Origin of the sequence: Streptomyces olindensis (assembly GCF_040645895.1) — a bacterium.
In the GTDB taxonomy this organism is placed as follows: domain Bacteria; phylum Actinomycetota; class Actinomycetes; order Streptomycetales; family Streptomycetaceae; genus Streptomyces; species Streptomyces olindensis.
The window spans coordinates 118478-137971 of record NZ_JBEYZD010000016.1 but is presented as its reverse complement, the minus strand read 5'-3'; the positions used below and the strand labels follow the sequence as shown (position 1 = coordinate 137971).

The window sequence follows — 19494 nt, the reverse complement described above, 5'->3', positions numbered from 1 at the left end:
GGAGAATTCACAAGCGACACCTGCCCCGCGGGGCGGATGTCACGCCCGGTACAGCGCCTCGACCTCGTTCTCGTACGCCTTTTCGATCGCCTTCCGCTTCAGCTTCAGCGACGGCGTCAGCAACCCGTGCTCCTCCGTGAACGGCTGGGCCAGGATGCGGAAGGTGCGGATCGACTCGGCCTGCGAGACGAGGGTGTTCGCGGCGACCACCGCCCGGCGCACCTCCGTCTCCAGATCCGCGTCGCGCACCAGCTGCGCCGGGGACATCGGCGGCTTGTTGCGCATCGTCAGCCAGTGCTCCACGGCCTCCTGGTCGAGCGTCACCAGGGCCGCGATGTACGGGCGGTCGTTGCCGACGACGATGCACTGGTTGACCAGCGGGTGGTCCCGGACGCGTTCCTCCAGCACACCGGGCGAGACGCTCTTGCCGCCGGATGTGACCAGGATCTCCTTCTTGCGGCCGGTGATGGTGAGGTAGCCGTCCTCGTCGAGCGAGCCGAGGTCGCCGGTGGCCAGCCAGCCGTCGTGCAGGGTCTCGTCCGTGGCCTTGGGGTTGTTGAGGTAGCCCTGGAAGACGTTCTCGCCGTGCAGCCAGATCTCGCCGTCGTCCGCGATGTGCACGGTCATGCCCGGGATGGGCTGTCCCACCGTGCCGAAACGGGTGCGTCCGGGCGGGTTGGCGGTGGCGGCGGCGGTGCACTCGGTCAGGCCGTAGCCCTCGTAGATGTGCACGCCCGCCCCGGCGAAGAACAGCCCGAGCCGCCGGTCCATCGCCGAGCCGCCGGACATGGCGTGCTTGATGCGGCCGCCCATCGCGGCGCGGATCTTGGAGTAGACGAGCTTGTCGAACAACTGGTGCTGCATGCGCAGTCCGGCGGACGGGCCGGGGCCGGTGCCCCAGGCCTTGGCCTCCAGCGCGTCCGCGTACCTGATGGCGATGTCGACGGCCTTCTCGAAGGGGCCGGAGCGGCCCTCCTTCTCGGCCTTGCGGCGGGCCGCGTTGAACACCTTTTCGAAGATGTACGGCACGGCCAGGAAGAACGTCGGCTTGAACGCGGCCAGATCCGGCAGCAGGGCCGCCGCGTTCAGCTGCGGCTGGTGGCCGAACTTCACCTTGCCGCGGATCCCGGCGACCTGCACCATCCGCCCGAAGACGTGGGCGAGCGGCAGGAACAGCAGGGTGGCCGCCTCGTCGCCCCGCTTGGAGTGGAACACCGGCTCCCAGCGCTCGATGACGGTGTCCGCCTCGAACATGAGGTTGCCGTGCGTGATGACGCAGCCCTTGGGGCGGCCGGTGGTGCCCGAGGTGTAGATGATCGTGGCGACGGAGTCGGGCGTGACGGCCTGCCGGTGGCGGTGCACCACCTCGTCGTCGAGGTGCGCGCCCGCGTCGTACAGCTCGTGGACGGCGCCGGAGTCCAGCTGCCACAGGCTGCGCAGCTGCGGCAGCCGGTCGATGACGGTGGCGATCGTCATCGCGTGGTCCTCGTGCTCCACGACCGCGGCCGTCACCTCGGCGTCGTACAGCATCCAGAAGCACTGCTCGGCCGAGGAGGTCGGGTAGACCGGCACCACCTGGGCGCCGATCGTCCACAGGGCGTAGTCGAACAGGGTCCACTCGTAGCGGGTGCGGGACATGATGGCGACCCGGTCGCCGAACCGGATGCCGCTCGCCAGCAGGCCCTTGGCCAGTGCGAGGACCTCGTCGCGGAACTCGGCGCTGGTGACGTCCCGCCACTGGCCGGAGTCGTCCTTGCGGCCCAGCGCGATGTGCAGCGGGTCCTCCTGGGCATGCTGGAAGACCACGTCGGCCAGTCCGCCCACCGGAGGTGCCAACGCCAACGGAGGGTTGGAAAACTCGCGCAAACCCCGCTCCCCGCTCCTCAGCGCTTCGGTTGAGTGACGCTCCGCACAGCGCCGTGAAAGCTACCCCAAGCAACCAGTGCGCGGGAGGGGGGCCCTCGGTGCGCAACGCTCTCGTCCGCGCTGGTCAGCGAGGGAAAATGCACTCACATGGGGAAGGGTCGGACAGAATCCTGACGGTTGAGTAAGTTTCGGTGCCGTAATCTCCACCGAATCTGTACGACTCCGGCAGTCGCGCGTCACGCCCCGAAGCGGGGTCACCTCTCTCAGCGTGGCAGCCGCGGATTCCGTCACTCCGGTTTGTCACAGGCCCTTGCGGCCGCTGCGGTGCAGCCGGTCACCGCCGGCCAGGAGTGCCGCTGCCAGGGCGTCCGCGGCGCCCTGGGCGGAGGGACGGCGCCGGCCGTGCACCACGACGAAGTCGACCTGCCCCAGCTCCGGCAGGCCCGCCCGGTCCGGGACCCGGACCAGGCCCGGCGGGATGAGGCCGCGGGAGTGGGCCATCACCCCGAGGCCCGCCCGGGCCGCCGCGACCAGTCCGTTGAGGCTGCCGCTCGTGCACACCACGCGCCACTCCCGGCCCTGCCGCTCCAGCGCCTCCAGGGCCAGCGCGCGGGTGATGCCCGGCGGCGGGTAGACGATGAGCGGCACCGGGCGGTCGGGGTCGAGGCGGAGACGCTCGGCGCCGATCCACACCAGCCGGTCGTGCCGGACCAGCTCGCCGCGGGGGTCCTCGGGCCGCCGCTTGGCCAGCACGAGGTCCAGCTTCCCGGCCGCCAGCATCTCGTGCAGCGTGCCCGACAGCTCGACCGTCAGCTCCAGGTCGACCTCCGGGTGCTCGTGCCGGAAGCCCTCCAGGATCTCCGGCAGCCGGGTCAGCACGAAGTCCTCCGAGGCGCCGAAGCGCAGCCGGCCGCGCAGCCGGGTGCCCGTGAAGAACGCCGCCGCCTGCTCGTGCACCTCCAGGATGCGCCGCGCGAACCCGAGCATGGCCTCGCCGTCCTCGGTCAGCTCCACCGAGTGCGTGTCCCGGCTGAACAGCGTCCGCCCGGTCGCGTCCTCCAGCCGTCGCACGTGCTGGCTGACCGTCGACTGCCGCAGCCCGAGCCGCCGCGCGGCCTGCGTGAAGCTCAACGTCTGCGCCACCGACAGGAACGTGCGCAGATGGGAGGGGTCGTACATACCTCAAGGCTATCGCGATACGTGATAGCAGTGAGAGCGGTATACGGGATTCCCGATCGCCGGGCGGGGGAGCAGGATGGAAGGGGGCCGTCCCGGCCCCGCGACCGAACGAAGCACCAAGCAAGTGGAGCACCGTGAAACGCCTGCGCTGGCCGAGCCGGCTGCCGATCGACCCCTACATCCTGCTTCTCCTCGGGACGGTGGGGCTCGCCGCACTGATCCCGGCGCGCGGGACGGCCGCCGATGTCTCCTCCGGCGCCTCCACGGCCGCGATCGCCTTCCTGTTCTTCCTCTACGGGGCCCGGCTCTCCACCCGTGAGGCGCTGGACGGCCTGCGCCACTGGCGGCTCCACGTCACGGTCCTGGCCTGCACCTTCGTGCTCTTCCCGCTGCTCGGTCTCGCGGCGCGCGGGCTCGTTCCGGTGATCCTGACCCACCCCCTCTACCAGGGCCTGCTCTTCCTCACGCTCGTCCCGTCGACCGTGCAGTCGTCGATCGCCTTCACCTCGATGGCCCGCGGCAACGTGCCCGCGGCGATCTGCGCGGGCTCCTTCTCCTCCCTCGTCGGCATCATCGCCACCCCGCTGCTCGCGGCCTCCCTCCTCGGCAGCAGCGGCGGGTTCTCCGCCGACTCGCTGCTGGAGATCGTGCTGCAACTGCTCGTGCCGTTCCTCGCCGGACAGCTGCTGCGCCGCTGGATCGGCGGCTTCGTCACCCGCCACAAGAAGGTCCTCGGCCTCGTGGACCGCGGCTCGATCCTCCTGGTCGTCTACACGGCGTTCAGCGAGGGCATGGTCCAGGGCATCTGGCACCAGGTCAGCCCCGCGCGGCTCGGCGGGCTGTTCGCCGTGGAGGCGGTGATCCTCGCCGTGATGCTCCTGCTGACCTGGTACGGCGGCAAGGCGCTGCGCTTCGGCCGGGAGGACCGGATCGCCCTGCAGTTCGCGGGCTCGAAGAAGTCCCTCGCCTCCGGACTGCCCATGGCCAGCGTGCTGTTCGGCCCGCAGGCGGCCCTCGCCGTGCTGCCGCTGATGCTCTTCCACCAGATGCAGCTGATCGTGTGCGCGGTGATCGCCAAGCGGCGGGCGCAGGACCCGGTGGCCGACGTCACCCCGCGGGAGCCAGCCGCACCGTCACGAACCGCGGTCGGTACAGGGACACGTTCCGGCTGAGCTGGGCGGCGGCGCCCGTCGTCTCCAGCCAGTTGACGTCGTAGCTCAGCACCAGACGCCCGTCGCCGCTCAGCACGGGATGCGTCTGCGGGTTGTAGGCGGCCACCTGGCCCTCGGGCAGCGACGGGCTGAACTCCTTCGCCGGCCCGTGCCACGGCCCTTCCGGTGAGCAGGCCCAGTAGGACGCCACGGTGGTCAGGCCCTTCGTGCCCGTGGCCATCGTGAACAGCACGTACGTCCCGGCGTCCCGCACGACCGAGAACGCGCTGCCCACCCCCTTGCGCTGCCCGTCCCCGAGCACCGGGCGGGGCCGGGCGCCGGGCACCCACGCCGAGCCGGTCCAGTACCGCCAGGCCGCCGGATCCGCGAGCCCGCCCTCCGGCACCCGCGCCACGTAGGCGTGCGAGGCCGGGCGGGAGGCGGCCTGGCCGTCGTCGCCGCCGTAGACGTACGTCCAGCCGTCCTCCTCGACCAGTGTGGTGCCGAACAGCACGCGCCGGGACGGGTCGGGGACCAGCTGCTGGTCGAGCACCTTGACGATCGACTCCAGGCGCAGCTCCGGCAGGGACAGCGTGGCGACCTCGGTGGCGGTGGGCACGCCGTAGATCCAGGGGGACGGGCCCGCCGTGCGGACCCACAGCAGCACCCGCACGACCTGCTCCGAGGAGCCGGGGGAGCGGGGTTCGACGCGGGCGGCGACCGGCCAGCGCCACTGGTCGGGCGCCGGGTCGGCGAAGAGCGGGGCGGGCAGCGTGGATTGCAGCCGCCCGTCGTGCATCAGCACGGCCGAGTTGCGCACCAGCGGAGCGGTGGTGTCCCGCCAGGCGTAGGACTCGCCGTGCGGGTTGGGCGGGCGGTGCACCCGGCCCAGGTAGGTGTCCGAGAACAGCCACAGCACGCGGCCGTCCGGCAGCCGGAGCGAGTGGGTGCCGTCGCCGCCGGTCCAGTCGTCGTCGCGGGACGCGTCGTCGCCGTAGCGGGCGAACTCGGCGGTGAGGCCGTCGTCCGCCCGCCAGGAGCCGACCGTGCGGGCCGCGCAGGCGCCGTCGCCGTCCGGACTGTCGTCGTCCGGCAGGGCGATGAGCAGCGCGGCTGCGAGAACCAGGACCAGCAGCAGGCCGATCCCGGTTCCCGTGCGCTGTCGTGCTCGTGCTGCGGATGCGTCGTCGGGCACGTTCCGTGACGTTAGTTGCTGCCGCTCACCTGGTCCATGGGCAGCCACAGCACCGTGCCCTTGGCGGCCGCCCCCGACGCGCCGGAGGCCAACTCCCGGTCGGACAGGGCCCGGTTCCAGACCCGGACGTCGTCGATCGCCCCGGTGAAGTGGGCCCTGCTGTCCATGCGCTGGCCGATGTGCACGCCGAACGGGGAGTTGCGGCTGACCGAGCCCGGCACGTCCGCGGTGGTGAGCGCCTTGCCGTCGAGGAACAGCGTCAGTGTCCCGCCGCCGCGGCGCAGCGCGAGGTGGTGCCAGCGGCCGTCGTTGTGGGCGCCGGCGGTCGACACCGAGGCGTTCCGGACGGTCGTCGCGCCCGACCGGGTGGTGATCAGCGCCCGGACCCGGTCGCTCGCCGGCTCCCCGCGCAGCCAGATCTGCGGCTGGGTGCTGCCGATGCCGCCCATCCACAGCAGCGGCTGCTCGCCGGTCGTGGCGGTGTACCGGAAGAACAGCGACGCCGTGAAGTCCCCCTCGCCCAGCGGGAGCCGGGACCGGTACGGCAGACGTACCGCGTCGTCCGTGCCGTCGAAGGACATCGCGCTGCCCCGCACACCGGCCGTCCGCCCGGCACCGCCGAGCACGGCCGCGGGCTTGGCGCCCGCCGCGGCGTCGCGGGTGGTCGGGTCGGCGCCCCGGCGGGGTTTCAGCCAGTCCTCGGTGAAGCGGGCGAAGCGGATCTCGTCGCGGGCGTCGACCGCGCCGCCCTCGTACAGCAGGCCCACTGTCCTGCCGTCGACCGCCGCCATGTCGGAGTAGCCGGACCAGTCGGTGGTGACGACCGTGCCCCGGTCCACGCTCTCCCAGGTGCGCCCGCCGTCGTAGGAGGAGTGGACCATCATCGTGCGGCGGCGGTCGGGGTCGGCCGGAGCGGACAGCAGCATCCGGTCACCGAGGCGCAGCGTGGCGCCCTGGACCTGCGGGGTGTAGAGGTCCGGGAGGGCGCGGAAGGGCGTGGCGAAGCTGTCGCCGCCGTCCAGGCTGAAGGTCTGGGCCCGGTGACCGAGGTCGGTGCCGTCCTGCTCCCGTCCGCTGACGAGCAGGGCACCGTCGGCGCGTTCGGTGAGCGTCACCTCGGACGGCTTCTGCCGGAACGTGCCGTCCTGCGCTATGGGCCAGGTGTCCGTGGCGCCGACCCGCCAGGAGTCGCCGCCGTCGTCGCTGACGATGAGCGCCGCGTGGTTGGCGGAGACCCGGCTGCCGTCCCAGGTCTCGGTGTTGACGCCGAAGACCAGCCGCCCGGCGTGCTCGCCGCGGGTCAGCTGGATGCCGTGCACGGGGCCCGTCGCGTACCAGGAGTTCCAGTCGTCGGGGAGGATCTGGTCGCTCAGGTCGCGCGGCGCGGACCAGGTGCGGCCGTCGTCGTCGCTGTACTGCAGGTGCGGGGTGCGGTCGCAGGGGATCCGGCAGTTGCCGGCGTCCGTCCGGCCGGTGTTGTACGTCTCGGCCAGCAGGATGCGGCCGGTCCTGCGGTCCACGAGGGGCGCGGGGTTGCCGTGCGTGTCACCGGCGCCCTCGTTGACGACCTGGAGCGGGCCCCAGGTGCGGCCGCCGTCCGTGGAACGCTTGAGGACGATGTCGATGTCGGCGGCGTCGCCGCAGTTGAGGACGCGGCCCTCGGCGAAGGCGAGCAGCGTGCCGGAGGTGGTCCGCACGATCGCCGGGATGCGGAAGCAGGCGTAACCGGGGTCCTGGGAGGCCTTGAAGAGGACCTGCTGCTCGAACTCCGGTAACGCCGCGGCCGTCCGGGCATGGGCCGGGCCGGTGGGCGCGAGGAGCGCCGCGGCGGCGAGGACGGCCGTGAGGGTGGATCTCAGACGGGTGCGAAGACTTGACGGCATGGTGCGACCTGCCCTTCATGCGTCTGTCGGCTGGACCACCAGGACGGGAGAGCAGACATCCGGTCATTCGGACATCCCACGTCCAATGTGTGGGCCACAGACGGTACTTGGCTGCACAGACCCCCCACAAGAAGCGTGCGTCAGGGGATCAGCACGACCTTTCCGAGGTTGGACCGCGCCTCGATCTCCGCGTGTGCCTTCGCCGCGTCCTCCAGGGCGAACTCCCCGTGCACGACGGGCTCGACCTCTCCCGCGGCGAACAGCCGCCACAGCTCCTCGCGCCACAGCTCGTACAACTCCGGCTTCCCGCGGGCGACACGGGCCATCTGGAACCCGATCACCGACTTGGTGCCCACGAGCAGGTCGTACGCCTCGATCGTGCCGCCGCCCGAGCTGTACGCCACGAGCCGCCCTTCCGGGGCGAGTGCGGCGAGGACCGGGGCGAGCAGGTCACCGCCGACCGCGTCCAGGGCGTAGTCGGCGGGCGTGCCCCAGCTGTCGTCGCCGTACGTGACGACGTGGTCGGCGCCGAGGCCGCGGACGAAGCCGGCCTTGGCCGGGTCGGAGACGGCTCCCACGACGCGTCCGGCGCCTCGGGTCCGGGCCAGCTGCACGGCCAGGTGGCCGACGCCGCTCGCCGCCGCCGTGACCAGGGCCGTCTCGCCCGGCTCGGGGCGCGCCGCCTCCAGGGCGCCGAGGGCGACCAGGCCGCTGCGGACCAGGGCGACGGCGTCGACGGCACCGGCGTCCGCCGGGACGGGGGAGGCCATGGCCTCGTGCAGCAGGGCGAAGTCGGCGTAGCCGTGGCCGAAGCAGAGGCCGGTCACCCGGTCGCCGGTGCCGAAGCGGGTCACGCCCTCGCCGACCGCCGCGACCTCCCCGGCGATCTCGCCGCCGAGCGGGACCGGCTCGGCCGCCTCGGTGACCTTGCGCACCACCGGGAGCGTGACGCCGATCGCCTCCGCGCGCACGAGCAGCTCTCCGGGGCCGGGCTCGGGGACCGGTGCCTCCTCGACGAACAGGGGGCCGCCTCGGGATTCGTAGCGGACGCGGCGCATCGCACCTCCGGGGTCGTTGGTGGTCCCAACAGATTCGTTGGTGAACCCAACGGTATAGGACGATCATAGGGAGAACCAACGATTTCTTGGTTAGGCTGCGGCCATGTCGGAAGCCCCCCTCCCCGCGATCCGCTCCCTGCCCAGCTGGCTGCTCGGCCGCGCCGCCGCCCGTGGCCGGGCCCTGGTGGCCGAGGCGCTGGCCGAGGAGGACATGCGGATGTGGCACCACGTGGTGCTGTCCGCCGTCCGGGACCTCGCGCCCGTCGCCCAGGCCGACCTCGGCCGCGGCATCCGGCTGGACCCCAAGGACCTGGTCGGCATCCTCGACGACCTCCAGGCGGCCGGTCTGGTGGTGCGCGAGCCGGACCCGAAGGACCGCCGCAAGAACGCGGTGTCCCTCACCGCGCGGGGTGCCCGGCTGCTGAAGCGCTGCGAGAAGGCGGCCCGCGCCGCCAACGACGAACTGCTCGCGCCGCTGACACCGGCCGAGCGCGAGCAGTTCACGGGGATGCTGCTGCGGATATCCGGCACGGCCGACTGAGGCATGATCGTGGGCTGAGACGGGGCCCCTGCGGCGCAGGGGGCGCTCCCCGCCGGTCGGGGCCCCGCCGCCGTGTCGCGGAAGGACCTGCTCAGCCCTGGGCGGCCGCGGCCCGCAGAGCGATGCGGTCCTCACCCGCGTACACGTTCATGGAGCTGCCCCGCAGGAAGCCCACCAGCGTCAGGCCCGTCTCGGCGGCCAGGTCCACCGCCAGCGACGACGGCGCCGACACCGCCGCCAGGACCGGGATGCCGGCCATCACGGCCTTCTGCGCCAGCTCGAAGGAGGCCCGGCCCGACACGAGCAGGATCGCCCGCGACAGCGGCAGCTCCCCGTTCTGCAGGGCACGGCCGACCAGCTTGTCGACCGCGTTGTGCCGTCCCACGTCCTCCCGGACGTCCAGCAGCTCGCCCTCCTCCGAGAACAGGGCCGCCGCGTGCAGGCCCCCCGTCCGGTCGAAGACCCGCTGGGCGGCGCGCAGCCGGTCGGGCAGGCTCGCCAGCAGCTCGGGCGTGACCCGGACCGGGGGAGCGTCGGCGATGGGCCAGCGGGCCGTCGTCCGCACGGCGTCCAGGGACGCCTTGCCGCACAGGCCGCAGGAGGAGGTGGTGTAGACGTTGCGCTCCAGCGTGATGTCGGGGATCACCACGCCGGGGGCCGTCTTCACGTCGACGATGTTGTACGTGTTCGAGCCGTCGACCGTGGCGCCGGCGCAGTAGACGATGTTCTGCAGGTCCTGCTGCCCGCCCAGCACGCCCTCGCTCACCAGGAAGCCCGCCGCCAGCGCGAAGTCGTCGCCCGGGGTGCGCATGGTGATCGCCAGCGGCTTGCCGTTCAGCCGGATCTCCAGGGGTTCCTCGGCGACGAGCGTGTCCGGGCGGCTGGAGACCGCCCCGTCCCGGATGCGGAGCACCTTGCGTCGTTCCGTGACTCGTCCCATGTCCTGATCAGCCCCGGTTCTGTACGTGCTGGTAGCCGAAGCGGCCCTTGATGCAGAGGTTGCCGTGGGTCACCGGGTTGTCGTGCGGCGAGGTGACCTTCACGATCTCATTGTCCTGCACGTGCAGCGTCAGGTTGCAGCCCACTCCGCAGTACGCGCACACCGTCGTCGTCTCCGTCTGCCGCGACTCGTCCCAGGTACCCGCCGCGCGCATGTCGAACTCCGACTTGAAGGACAGCGCGCCCGTGGGGCACACCTCGATGCAGTTGCCGCAGTACACGCACGCCGAGTCGGTCAGCGGCGCGTCGTGCTCCACGGCGATCCGGGCGTCGAAACCGCGCCCGGCGACCGAGATCGCGAAGGTGTTCTGCCACTGGTCGCCGCAGGCGTCGACGCACTTGTAGCAGAGGATGCACTTGTCGTAGTCGCGCACGTACAGCTCGTTGTCGACCCGCGGCTCCTCGTTCAGCCGGGCCGCGTCCGGGCCGAAGCGGTCCGGCTTGGCCTCGTACTCCTTGAGCCACTCGGCGACCCGGGGTGTGGTCGACAGGTCGACGGAGGACGCGAGGAGTTCCAGGACGATCTTCCGGCTGTGCCGGGCCCGCTCGGTGTCCGTGCGGACCTCCATGCCCGGCTCGGCCTTGCGGGAGCAGGCCGGGACGAGGGTCCTGGACCCCTCGACCTCGACGACACAGACCCGGCAGGCGTTCTTCGGCCGCAGGGTGTCGCCCTCGCACAGGGTCGGGATGTCCTTGCCCGCCGCCCGGCAGGCGTCGAGGATGGTCGAGCCCTCGGGGACCCGGGCCTGTTCGCCGTCGATGGTGAACTCCAGCAGCCGGCGCGGGATCCCCAGCGGTGTCACGGTCATTCGTACGCCCCCAGACGGTCGATGGCGGATTCCACGGCGTTCCACGCGGTCTGCCCGAGACCGCAGATCGAGGCGTCCCGCATCGCGCGGCCGACCTCCCTGAGCAGGGCGATGTCGTCCGCGGCGGCGGCACCCGTGCGCTCCGCGATGCGGTGCAGCGCCTCCTCCTGGCGCACGGTCCCGACCCGGCAGGGCACGCACTGCCCGCACGACTCGTCGCGGAAGAACTCGGCGATGCGCAGCAGCAGCCGGGGGAGGGGCACGGTGTCGTCGAAGGCCATGACGACTCCGGAGCCCAGCGTCGTGCCGGCCTCCCGCGTGCCCTCGAAGGTGAGCGGGATGTCCAGCTCGTCGGCCCGGACGAAACCGCCGGCCGCGCCGCCGAGCAGCACCGCCCGCAGTCCGTCCCGCACCCCGGCGAGCGCGAGCAGCTCCCCGAGGGTCGCGCCGAACGGCAGCTCGTAGATGCCGGGCCGCGCCACGGTCCCGGACACGCAGAACAGCTTCGGCCCGGTCGAGCGCCCGGTCCCGATCGCCGCGTAGGCCGGCGCGCCCATGGTCAGGATCGGCAGGACGTTGACCAGCGTCTCCACGTTGTTCTCGACGGTCGGCTTGCCGAACAGGCCCTTCTCCACGGGGAACGGCGGCTTGGAGCGGGGCTCGCCCCGGTAGCCCTCGATGGAGTTGAACAGGGCCGTCTCCTCGCCGCAGATGTAGGCGCCCGCGCCGCGCCGGATCTCGATGTCGAAGGCGTAGCCCTGGCCGAGGACGTCGTCGCCGAGCAGCCCACGCGCGCGTGCCTGCCCGATCGCGTGCTCCAGGCGGTGCAGGGCGCGCGGGTACTCGCCGCGCAGATACAGGTAACCGCGGTGGGCGCCGGTCGCGTACGCGGCGATCGTCATCGCCTCGACCAGCGCGTACGGGTCGCCCTCCATGAGCACGCGGTCCTTGAAGGTGCCCGGCTCGGACTCGTCGGCGTTGCAGACGAGGTAGTGCGGACGGTCCGGCTGGGACGCCGTGGCCTGCCACTTGCGGCCGGTGGGGAAGGCGGCCCCGCCGCGCCCGACCAGACCCGAGTCGGTGACCTCGCGGATGACCCCCGCCGGTCCCAGTTCGAAGGCCCGGCGCAGGGCCGTGTAGCCGCCGTGGGCGCGGTAGTCGTCCAGGGACGCCGGGTCGACCACGCCGACGCGGCGCAGCAGCACCAGGCCGTCCTGGCCGGCCTGGGGCACCGCCAGCGCGGCCGGGGGCTCCTCCGGCGCCGAGTCGGGGGCGCTCGCGGCGAGGACGGCCTCCGCGACGGTCGCCGGGGCCGAGACCGCCGTACGGACCGGGTCCCCGGCCCTGATCGCGAGCGCGGCCGGGGCGCGTTCGCACAGCCCCAGACAGGGACTGCGCTGCACGCTCACCCCGCTGCCGAGGCCCAGCCGCTCCTCGATGCCCGCGCACAGCTCCGGCGCCCCGGCCGCCGCGCACGCCAGGTCCGTGCACACGTGCAGCACGGTCGCCGGGCGCGGCTTGACGGAGAACATGGCGTAGAAGGTGGCGACCCCGTACGCCTCCGCCGGCGGCACCGTCAGCCGCCGGCACAGGTAGTCGAGGGCACCGTCGCTGATCCAGCCGACCCGGTCGTTGAGGGCGTGCAGCCCCGGCAGCAGCAGGTCGCGGCGGTCCCGGGCCTCACGTCCGCCACGGGCCCACCTCAGATCGGCAGCCCGCATCTCATCGCGGTCGGCGCCCTCCCAGGAGGACTCCGGGGGCCCGAGCAGGGCGTCCACGGCCGCCCGTTCCTCGTCCGTCGGTTTGCTGTCGCCGAAGTGCAGGTCCACGGTGCGTCACCCCACGATGGTCGCGATGGGCAGCTTCTCGATCCGGATCGCCGACGCCTTGAACTCCGCCGTCCCCGCGATCGGGCAGTTCGCCTCGATCGTCAGCTGGTTGGTGTCCACCTCGTCGGGGAAGTGCATGGTCATGAAGGCGAGCCCGGGCCGCAGCGCCGGGTCCACCCACACCGGTGCGGTCACCGACCCGCGCCGCGAGGTGACCTGGACCTCCTCGCCGACGACCACCCCGTAGCGCTCGGCGTCCTCCGGGCTCAGCTCGATGTACTCGCCGCGCCGCAGCGGGGAGGCGTAACCGCCGCTCTGCACACCGGTGTTGTACGAGTCGAGCCGCCGCCCGGTGGTGAGCCGGACCGGGTACCGCTCGTCGGTGAGGTCCACGGGCGGGTCGTGCTGCACGATCCCGAACGGCGCGAGCCGCCCGCGCTTCGCGGGGTCGGGGTCCCACAACCGGCCGTGCAGATAGGTCGGTTCGAGTCCGTCGGTGCTCGGGCAGGGCCACTGGATGCCCTGGTGCTCCTCCAGGCGCTCGTACGTCATGCCGTAGTGGTCGGGCGAGACCGACCGCAGTTCGTTCCACACGGTCTCGGCGTCGGCGTACTTCCAGTCGTGGCCGAGGCGGGCCGCGAGGTCGCAGATGATGTCGATGTCCTCGCGGGCCTCCCCGGGCGGGGTGACGGCCCTGCGGACGCGCTGGACGCGCCGCTCGCTGTTGGTGGTGGTGCCCTCGGTCTCCGCCCAGCCGGCCGTCGCGGGCAGGACGACGTCCGCCAGCTCCGCCGTCTTCGTGAGGAAGATGTCCTGCACGACCAGGAAGTCGAGCGCCTTCAGCCGCCGCACGGCCTGCTCGCTGTCGGCCTCCGACTGGGCCGGGTTCTCGCCGATGCAGTAGACGGCCTTGAGGGTGCCGTCCTCCATCGCCTCGAACATCTCGGTGAGGTTCAGGCCGTAGTGGGGCTGGATGACGGTGTCCCAGGCCGACTCGAACTTCAGCCGGGTGTCCGGGTCGAGGATGTCCTGGAAGCCGGGCAGACGGTTGGGGATCGCGCCCATGTCGCCGCCGCCCTGCACGTTGTTCTGCCCGCGCAGCGGCTGCAGCCCCGAGCCCCAGCGGCCGACGTGCCCGGTGAGCAGGGACAGGTTGATCAGGGCGCGGACGTTGTCGGTGCCGTTGTGGTGCTCGGTGATGCCGAGCGTCCAGCACAACTGGGCGCGCTCGGCCCGGGCGTAGGCGTGCGCCAGCTCCCGGATCGCGGCGGCCGGCACGCCCGTCACCTTCTCGGCGAGCGACAGGGTCCACGGCTCGACCAGCGCCTTGTACTCCTCGAAGCCGGTCGTCGCCCGCTCGATGAACGCCTCGTTCGCGAGCCCCGCGTGGATGATCTCGCGGCCGATCGCGTGCGCCATCGGGATGTCCGTGCCGACGTTCAGCCCGAGCCAGCTCTCGGCCCACTCGGCGGTCGACGTCCGGCGCGGATCGACCGCGTACATCCGCGCCCCGTTCCTGATGCCCTTCAGCACGTGCTGGAAGAAGATCGGGTGCGCGAAGCGGGCGTTGGAGCCCCACATCACGATGACGTCGGTGTGCTCGATCTCCTCGTACGACGACGTCCCGCCGCCCGAGCCGAACGCCGCCGACAGGCCCGCCACGCTCGGGGCGTGGCAGGTGCGGTTGCAGGAGTCGACGTTGTTGGTGCCCATGACGACCCGGGCGAACTTCTGCGCCACGTAGTTCATCTCGTTGGTGGCACGGGCGCAGGAGAACATGCCGAAGGCGCCGCGGTTGCGTTCGATGCCCCGGGCGGCCCGGTCCAGCGCCTCCTCCCAGGTCGCCTGCCGGAAGGGCTCGTCGCGGGAGTCCCGCACGAGAGGGTGGGTGAGTCGGGTGTAGGTCTTCGGTTCACGCTTCCTCATGCGGCGCTCCTCAGCGCGAGCAGGTCCGAGATGGCGTGCACGGTGCGCAGGGTGGGCACCTCCACGCCGGTGATCTCCGCCAGCTCGACGACCGCCGCGAGCAGCACGTCGAGTTCGAGCGGCTTCCCGCGCTCCAGGTCCTGGAGCGTGGAGGTGCGGTGGTCGCCGACCCGCTCGGCGCCCGCGAGACGGCGCTCGATGGAGACGCCGACCTCGCAGCCCAGGGCGTTCGCCACCGCCAGCGTCTCGGTCATCATGATCTCGATGACCCTGCGGGTGCCGCCGTGCAGGCACATCTGCCGCATGGTCGCGCGGGCCAGCGCGCTGATTGGGTTGAAGGAGATGTTGCCGAGCAGCTTGACCCAGATGTCGCCCCGCAGATCCGGTTCGACCGGGCACTTCAGGCCGCCCGCCTGCATGGCCTCGGCGAAGGCCAGACAGCGAGCCGAGCGGCTGCGGTCGGGCTCGCCGATGGAGAACCGCGTGCCCTCCAAGTGCCGTACGACTCCGGGCCCTTCCAGCTCGGTCGCCGCGTAGACCACGCATCCGACGGCCCGTTCGGGCGCGAGCACCGCACTGACCGCGCCGTCCGGGTCGACGCTCTCGATCCGGTGGCCGTCGTACGGGCCGCCGTGCCGGTGGAAGTACCACCAGGGGATGCCGTTCTGGGCCGCCACGACGGCCGTGGTGTCGTGCAGCAGCGGCGCGATCAGCGGCCCGCACGCCGCGTACGCGTTGGCCTTCAGGCCCAGGAAGACGTAGTCGACCGGGCCGACCTCGGCCGGGTCGTCGGTCGCGTGGGGGTGCGCGGTGAAGTCGCCGCGCGGGCTGCGCACCCGGACTCCGTACTGCCTCATGGCCGCCAGATGCGGTCCACGGGCGATGAGATGCACGTCGGCGCCCGCGCGGTGGAGCGCGGCGCCGACGTAGGCGCCGATGGCACCGGCGCCGAGAACTGCGACTTTCACGGGAACACTCCGTTCGGTTTGAGGGATACCGCGGAGGTGACTGTCCGAGGACTGCCGCGCGGTTCGCGTCTGGCTCACGCACGGCTTGTGTCGACGAAATATTGTCTACAGTATGGAGGTTGGGGCGGCAAGGGGCCGTGCGCCGACCGTTCGGCGCATGCCGGATACCGCTCACCGCATACGGTCGACGCGCCGCCTTCTCAACTCCGTTGCGGATCCCTACCGTCCGGGGTTCATGAGTCCCCCCGTCGCGCCCCCGGGCTGGAGCCGCTGGCTCGTCCCGCCCGCCGCTCTCTCCGTACACCTCTCCATCGGCCAGGCCTACGCCTGGAGCGTGTTCAAACCGCCGCTCGAGTCCGCGCTCGGCCTCAGCGGGACGCAGAGCGCGCTGCCCTTCCAGCTGGGCATCGTCATGCTGGGCCTGTCCGCCGCGTTCGGCGGCACGCTCGTGGAGCGCAAGGGCCCGCGCTGGGCGATGACCGTCGCCCTGGTCTGCTTCTCCTCCGGCTTCCTGCTCTCCGCGCTGGGCGCGTCCCTGGAGCAGTACTGGCTCATCGTGTTCGGCTACGGCTTCGTCGGCGGCATCGGCCTCGGCATCGGCTACATCTCGCCCGTCTCGACCCTGATCAAGTGGTTCCCGGACCGGCCCGGCATGGCCACCGGCATCGCCATCATGGGCTTCGGCGGCGGCGCGCTGATCGCCTCACCGTGGAGCGCGCAGATGCTGGAGTCCTTCGGCTCCGACAGCTCCGGCATCGCGCTGGCGTTCCTCGTCCACGGCCTGTCGTACGCCGTCTTCATGCTGCTGGGTGTGCTCCTGGTCCGGGTTCCGAGCAGTGCCCCGGGGACGCGGGAAACCGTGCGACAAGCCCTCACCGGACCGCAGGTCTCCGCGAACCAGGCCATCCGCACCCCGCAGTTCTGGTGCCTGTGGATCGTGCTCTGCATGAACGTCACCGCCGGCATCGGCATCCTGGAGAAGGCCGCGCCGATGATCACGGACTTCTTCGCGGACACCTCCACACCGGTGTCGGTGACGGCCGCCGCCGGCTTCGTCGCGCTGCTGTCGGCCGCGAACATGGCGGGCCGCATCGGCTGGTCGTCGACGTCCGACCTGATCGGACGCAAGAACATCTACCGCGTCTACCTCGGCGTCGGCGCCCTGATGTACGCCCTCATCGCCCTGTTCGGCGACTCCTCCAAACCACTGTTCATCCTGTGCGCGCTGGTGATCCTCTCCTTCTACGGCGGCGGGTTCGCGACCGTTCCGGCGTATCTGAAGGACCTGTTCGGCACCCACCAGGTCGGCGCCATCCACGGGCGGCTGCTCACCGCCTGGTCCACGGCCGGCGTGCTCGGGCCGCTCATCGTGAACTGGATCGCCGACCGCCAGGAGGAGGCGGGCCGGCACGGGGCGTCCCTGTACGGCCTGTCGTTCGTCATCATGATCGGCCTGCTCGTCGTCGGCTTCGTCGCCAACGAACTCGTCCGGCCCGTCCACCCGCGTCACCACATCCCGGCACCGAAGGAGGAGGCCGCGCATGTCCAGCCCCAGCAGTCAGAGTCCGCCTAGCCCGGACCGGCGGTGGCTCATCGCCTTCGCCTGGACATGGGTGGGCGTGCCGCTCGCCTACGGACTGTACGAACTGGTCCGGAAGGCGACACAGCTGTTCACCGGCTAGCCGCTCGACGGCCCCCGCGGGTGCCGGGGGCGCTGACGGAAGCCGACAACGTGGGCGTCCGTTTCCTGTCGCCTTGGCTGCCGTCGTACCCGTGAGTCACTGATCAGACTGGTGGATCCGCTACCCAAGGCAACGAGGGGGACCCGCCCACATGAACGGCTCGCGCATCGCCGCCGTCGGCCACTACCAGCCCGCCAAGGTGCTCACCAACGAGGACCTGGCGGGCCTGGTGGACACCAGTGACGAGTGGATCAGGAGCCGGGTGGGGATCCGTACCCGCCACATCGCGGGCCCCGACGAACCGGTCGACGAGCTGGCCGCGCACGCCGCCGCCAAGGCCCTCGCGGCGGCCGGACTGACCCCGGCCGACATCGACCTGGTGCTGGTCGCCACGTCCACCGCAGTCGACCGCTCGCCCAACACGGCCGCCCGGGTCGCGGCCCGCCTCGGTGTCCCGCAGGCCGCCACCATGGACCTCAACGTCGTGTGCGCCGGCTTCACCCACGCCCTGGCCACCGCCGACCACGCCGTCCGCGCGGGGGGCGCGAGCCGGGCGCTGGTCATCGGCGCCGACAAGATGTCCGAGGTGACCGACTGGAGCGACCGCACCACGTGCGTGCTCGTCGGGGACGGGGCCGGAGCCGCCGTGGTCGAGGCCGCCGGCGAGCCGGCCATCGGGCCGGTGCTGTGGGGGTCCGTGCCCGAGATGGGCAACGCCGTGCGGATCGAGGGCACGCCGCCGCGCTTCGCCCAGGAGGGGCAGAGCGTCTACCGCTGGGCGACCACCCAGCTGCCGCCCATCGCGCGCCGGGCGTGCGAGCGGGCCGGACTGGAGCCCGCGGACCTCGCCGGGGTCGTGCTGCACCAGGCGAACCTGCGCATCATCGAACCCCTCGCCGAGAAGATCGGCGCCGTGAACGCCGTCGTCGCGCGCGACGTCACCGAGTCCGGCAACACCTCGGCCGCGAGCATCCCGCTGGCCCTGTCCAAGCTGGTCGAGCAGGGCGCGGTCACCACCGGCGACCCGGTCCTGCTGTTCGGCTTCGGCGGCAACCTCTCCTACGCCGGTCAGGTCGTCCGCTGCCCCTGAACGGGCAGGCTCCGCCCCCGGTGTGACGCGGTCAACTCCCCGAAGCCCTGGCTCCTGTGCGCCGTAGACTGTAGACGAAAGACAATCAATACTGACTCTGCGGCGACACCGGCTTCCGCCGCGCTGTGCACGGCCCTGCCGAGGAGGGGGACCGCGATGCTGTCGACAGGCCTGCCCCAGGGGGCGGTACCCAAGCTGGAACGCCCGGGTCCGCTGCGCGACCGCGTGTACGAGGCGCTGCTCGAACTCATCACCACCCGTGCGCTGCAGCCCGGGCAGCACCTCGTGGAGAGCGAGCTGGCCGGGCACCTCGGGGTCTCCCGGCAGCCGGTGCGCGAGGCGTTGCAGCGGCTCAACACCGAGGGCTGGGTCGATCTGCGGCCCGCCCAGGGCGCGTTCGTGCACGAGCCGACGGAGGAGGAGGCCGACCAGCTCCTCACGGTCCGCACGCTGCTGGAGGCCGAGGCGGCCCGGCTCGCGGCGGCGGGCGCGAACAGCGCGGGCATCGCCGCCCTGGAGGCGCTGTGCGCGGAGGGCGAGAAGGCCGTCGAGGCCGACGACGTGGACGGGGCCGTCGCCATGAACGCCCGCTTCCACGCCAAGATCATGGAGCTCGCCGGCAACGCCGTCCTCGCCGAACTGGCCGCCCAGGTCGACCGGCGCGTGCGCTGGTACTACACGCCGGTGGCCCGCCAGCGCGGCCACCAGTCCTGGATCGAACACCGCGAACTGATCGCGGCGGTCACCGCCCGGGACGAGCAGCGGGCGACCCAGCTGATGCGTGAACACACCGAGCACACCCGGCGGTCGTACCACGCGCGCGCCCGCTCCTAAGGGCCTTCATCAGGTACGGGCCGCCGCACCGGCGTCGGTGCGGCCCGCGCCCGTCAGCACCGCCTGGGTCTGTGTCGTCTGGCCCACCAGGGTGCCGTCCTCGTCGCGCAGATCCGTCCGGACGGCGACGAAGGAGCGGCCCACGTGCACGGGGTGAGCCTCGGCGTGGACGGTGCCCGACCGGACGGCGCGGAAGAAGTTCGTCTTCGACTCGACCGTCGACGTGCTCGCACCCGGCGGCAGGTTGAGGAACGCGCACACTGCGCCGGCCGTGTCGGCCAGTGCCATCAGAGCGCCGCCGTGCAGGCTGCCGCCCACCGTGCACCGTTCCGGGGCCCAGGCGAGCGCGGCCCGGACCCGGGCGGGAGCGGCCTCCTCCACGACGATGCCGAGCTCACCGGCGAAGGGCACCGCCCGCACCAGGGCTTCAGGGGCAGGGGCGTCGGACATACGGGACCTCCCGACAAGGGCGACCAGGACGGGA

17 protein-coding genes are annotated in these 19494 nt (G+C 72.2%); 6 read left to right on the top strand and 11 right to left on the bottom strand.

Going from position 1 to position 19494, the window contains the following annotated elements; genetic code table 11:
• Window positions 1–39 precede the first annotated feature (39 nt).
• Together ABZ948_RS13180 and ABZ948_RS13175 are read right to left on the bottom strand one after the other, a co-directional pair.
• A complete protein-coding gene (locus tag ABZ948_RS13180; RefSeq protein ID WP_359759002.1) occupies window positions 40–1866 on the bottom strand; it encodes an AMP-dependent synthetase/ligase in 1827 nt (608 codons plus the stop codon).
• Window positions 1867–2166: 300 nt separating this feature from the next.
• Entirely contained in the window at window positions 2167–3045 is an 879-nt protein-coding gene (locus ABZ948_RS13175; RefSeq protein WP_031120185.1) for a LysR substrate-binding domain-containing protein, read from the bottom strand.
• Window positions 3046–3179: 134 nt separating this feature from the next.
• Between ABZ948_RS13175 and ABZ948_RS13170 the strand changes: the two genes are divergently transcribed.
• A complete protein-coding gene (locus ABZ948_RS13170; protein WP_359759001.1) occupies window positions 3180–4217 on the top strand; it encodes a bile acid:sodium symporter family protein in 1038 nt (345 codons plus the stop codon).
• Here ABZ948_RS13170 and ABZ948_RS13165 read toward each other — a convergent pair.
• The 3 genes from ABZ948_RS13165 to ABZ948_RS13155 all read right to left on the bottom strand — a co-directional run bounded on the left by ABZ948_RS13165 (window position 4153) and on the right by ABZ948_RS13155 (window position 8332).
• A complete protein-coding gene (locus ABZ948_RS13165) occupies window positions 4153–5391 on the bottom strand; it encodes a DUF5005 domain-containing protein (RefSeq protein ID WP_359759000.1) in 1239 nt (412 codons plus the stop codon). The genes ABZ948_RS13170 and ABZ948_RS13165 overlap by 65 nt on opposite strands.
• An 11-nt stretch (window positions 5392–5402) precedes the next feature.
• Window positions 5403–7274: an exo-alpha-sialidase gene (locus ABZ948_RS13160; protein ID WP_359758999.1), complete on the bottom strand. Its 1872-nt coding sequence runs from the start codon at window positions 7272–7274 to the stop codon at window positions 5403–5405.
• Window positions 7275–7414: 140 nt separating this feature from the next.
• Window positions 7415–8332 carry a quinone oxidoreductase family protein gene (locus ABZ948_RS13155; protein WP_359758998.1) on the bottom strand — a complete coding sequence of 306 codons (918 nt, stop codon included), beginning with the start codon at window positions 8330–8332 and terminating at the stop codon, window positions 7415–7417.
• Window positions 8333–8435: 103 nt separating this feature from the next.
• Here ABZ948_RS13155 and ABZ948_RS13150 point away from each other — a divergent pair, with 103 nt between their 5' ends.
• The gene (locus tag ABZ948_RS13150) at window positions 8436–8873 is read left to right on the top strand and encodes a MarR family winged helix-turn-helix transcriptional regulator (RefSeq protein WP_359758997.1); all 438 of its coding nucleotides are present in this window, start codon (window positions 8436–8438) and stop codon (window positions 8871–8873) included.
• A gap of 91 nt (window positions 8874–8964) precedes the next feature.
• Here the strand turns inward: ABZ948_RS13150 and fdhD are convergent, their stop codons facing one another.
• The 5 genes from fdhD to ABZ948_RS13125 are packed head-to-tail and all read right to left on the bottom strand — an operon-like array spanning window position 8965 to window position 15404.
• Window positions 8965–9813, bottom strand: a complete 849-nt coding sequence (gene fdhD / locus ABZ948_RS13145) for a formate dehydrogenase accessory sulfurtransferase FdhD (RefSeq protein ID WP_359758996.1) — start codon at window positions 9811–9813, stop codon at window positions 8965–8967.
• 7 nt (window positions 9814–9820) lie between these two features.
• Window positions 9821–10681 (bottom strand): 2Fe-2S iron-sulfur cluster-binding protein, encoded by an 861-nt coding sequence (locus tag ABZ948_RS13140; protein ID WP_359758995.1) that lies wholly within the window; start codon window positions 10679–10681, stop codon window positions 9821–9823.
• The gene (locus ABZ948_RS13135; RefSeq protein WP_359758994.1) at window positions 10678–12510 is read right to left on the bottom strand and encodes an NAD(P)H-dependent oxidoreductase subunit E; all 1833 of its coding nucleotides are present in this window, start codon (window positions 12508–12510) and stop codon (window positions 10678–10680) included. Before ABZ948_RS13135 ends, ABZ948_RS13140 begins: the two co-directional genes overlap by 4 nt.
• 6 nt (window positions 12511–12516) lie before the next feature.
• Entirely contained in the window at window positions 12517–14436 is a 1920-nt protein-coding gene (locus tag ABZ948_RS13130; protein ID WP_359758993.1) for a molybdopterin oxidoreductase family protein, read from the bottom strand.
• Entirely contained in the window at window positions 14433–15404 is a 972-nt protein-coding gene (locus tag ABZ948_RS13125) for a 2-dehydropantoate 2-reductase (RefSeq protein WP_359758992.1), read from the bottom strand. The genes ABZ948_RS13130 and ABZ948_RS13125 overlap by 4 nt, the downstream gene beginning before the upstream one ends.
• Before the next feature lie 235 nt (window positions 15405–15639).
• Between ABZ948_RS13125 and ABZ948_RS13120 the strand changes: the two genes are divergently transcribed.
• The 4 genes from ABZ948_RS13120 to ABZ948_RS13105 all read left to right on the top strand — a co-directional run bounded on the left by ABZ948_RS13120 (window position 15640) and on the right by ABZ948_RS13105 (window position 19010).
• Window positions 15640–16977, top strand: a complete 1338-nt coding sequence (locus tag ABZ948_RS13120; RefSeq protein WP_359758991.1) for an OFA family MFS transporter — start codon at window positions 15640–15642, stop codon at window positions 16975–16977.
• Window positions 16946–17086, top strand: coding sequence for an MFS transporter small subunit (locus ABZ948_RS13115; RefSeq protein WP_190050259.1), 141 nt, complete (start codon window positions 16946–16948; stop codon window positions 17084–17086). The genes ABZ948_RS13120 and ABZ948_RS13115 overlap by 32 nt, the downstream gene beginning before the upstream one ends.
• Before the next feature lie 151 nt (window positions 17087–17237).
• The gene (locus ABZ948_RS13110) at window positions 17238–18176 is read left to right on the top strand and encodes a beta-ketoacyl-ACP synthase III (RefSeq protein WP_359758990.1); all 939 of its coding nucleotides are present in this window, start codon (window positions 17238–17240) and stop codon (window positions 18174–18176) included.
• 156 nt (window positions 18177–18332) lie between these two features.
• Window positions 18333–19010 carry a GntR family transcriptional regulator gene (locus ABZ948_RS13105; RefSeq protein WP_359758989.1) on the top strand — a complete coding sequence of 226 codons (678 nt, stop codon included), beginning with the start codon at window positions 18333–18335 and terminating at the stop codon, window positions 19008–19010.
• A gap of 9 nt (window positions 19011–19019) precedes the next feature.
• On the opposite strand, the gene ABZ948_RS13100 is transcribed toward ABZ948_RS13105, so the two are convergent.
• Window positions 19020–19460, bottom strand: coding sequence for a PaaI family thioesterase (locus tag ABZ948_RS13100; RefSeq protein ID WP_359758988.1), 441 nt, complete (start codon window positions 19458–19460; stop codon window positions 19020–19022).
• Window positions 19461–19494: the final 34 nt, after the last annotated feature.

Coding starts and splice junctions, on each gene's coding strand:
- ABZ948_RS13155 (WP_359758998.1), bottom strand. CDS start 8,332: ATGCGCCGCGTCCGCTACGAATCCCGAGGCGGCCCCCTGTTCGTCGAG.
- ABZ948_RS13110 (WP_359758990.1), top strand. CDS start 17,238: ATGAACGGCTCGCGCATCGCCGCCGTCGGCCACTACCAGCCCGCCAAG.
- ABZ948_RS13105 (WP_359758989.1), top strand. CDS start 18,333: ATGCTGTCGACAGGCCTGCCCCAGGGGGCGGTACCCAAGCTGGAACGC.
- ABZ948_RS13160 (WP_359758999.1), bottom strand. CDS start 7,274: ATGCCGTCAAGTCTTCGCACCCGTCTGAGATCCACCCTCACGGCCGTC.
- ABZ948_RS13115 (WP_190050259.1), top strand. CDS start 16,946: ATGTCCAGCCCCAGCAGTCAGAGTCCGCCTAGCCCGGACCGGCGGTGG.
- ABZ948_RS13150 (WP_359758997.1), top strand. CDS start 8,436: ATGTCGGAAGCCCCCCTCCCCGCGATCCGCTCCCTGCCCAGCTGGCTG.
- ABZ948_RS13120 (WP_359758991.1), top strand. CDS start 15,640: ATGAGTCCCCCCGTCGCGCCCCCGGGCTGGAGCCGCTGGCTCGTCCCG.
- ABZ948_RS13175 (WP_031120185.1), bottom strand. CDS start 3,045: ATGTACGACCCCTCCCATCTGCGCACGTTCCTGTCGGTGGCGCAGACG.
- ABZ948_RS13130 (WP_359758993.1), bottom strand. CDS start 14,436: ATGAGGAAGCGTGAACCGAAGACCTACACCCGACTCACCCACCCTCTC.
- ABZ948_RS13140 (WP_359758995.1), bottom strand. CDS start 10,681: ATGACCGTGACACCGCTGGGGATCCCGCGCCGGCTGCTGGAGTTCACC.
- ABZ948_RS13100 (WP_359758988.1), bottom strand. CDS start 19,460: ATGTCCGACGCCCCTGCCCCTGAAGCCCTGGTGCGGGCGGTGCCCTTC.
- fdhD (WP_359758996.1), bottom strand. CDS start 9,813: ATGGGACGAGTCACGGAACGACGCAAGGTGCTCCGCATCCGGGACGGG.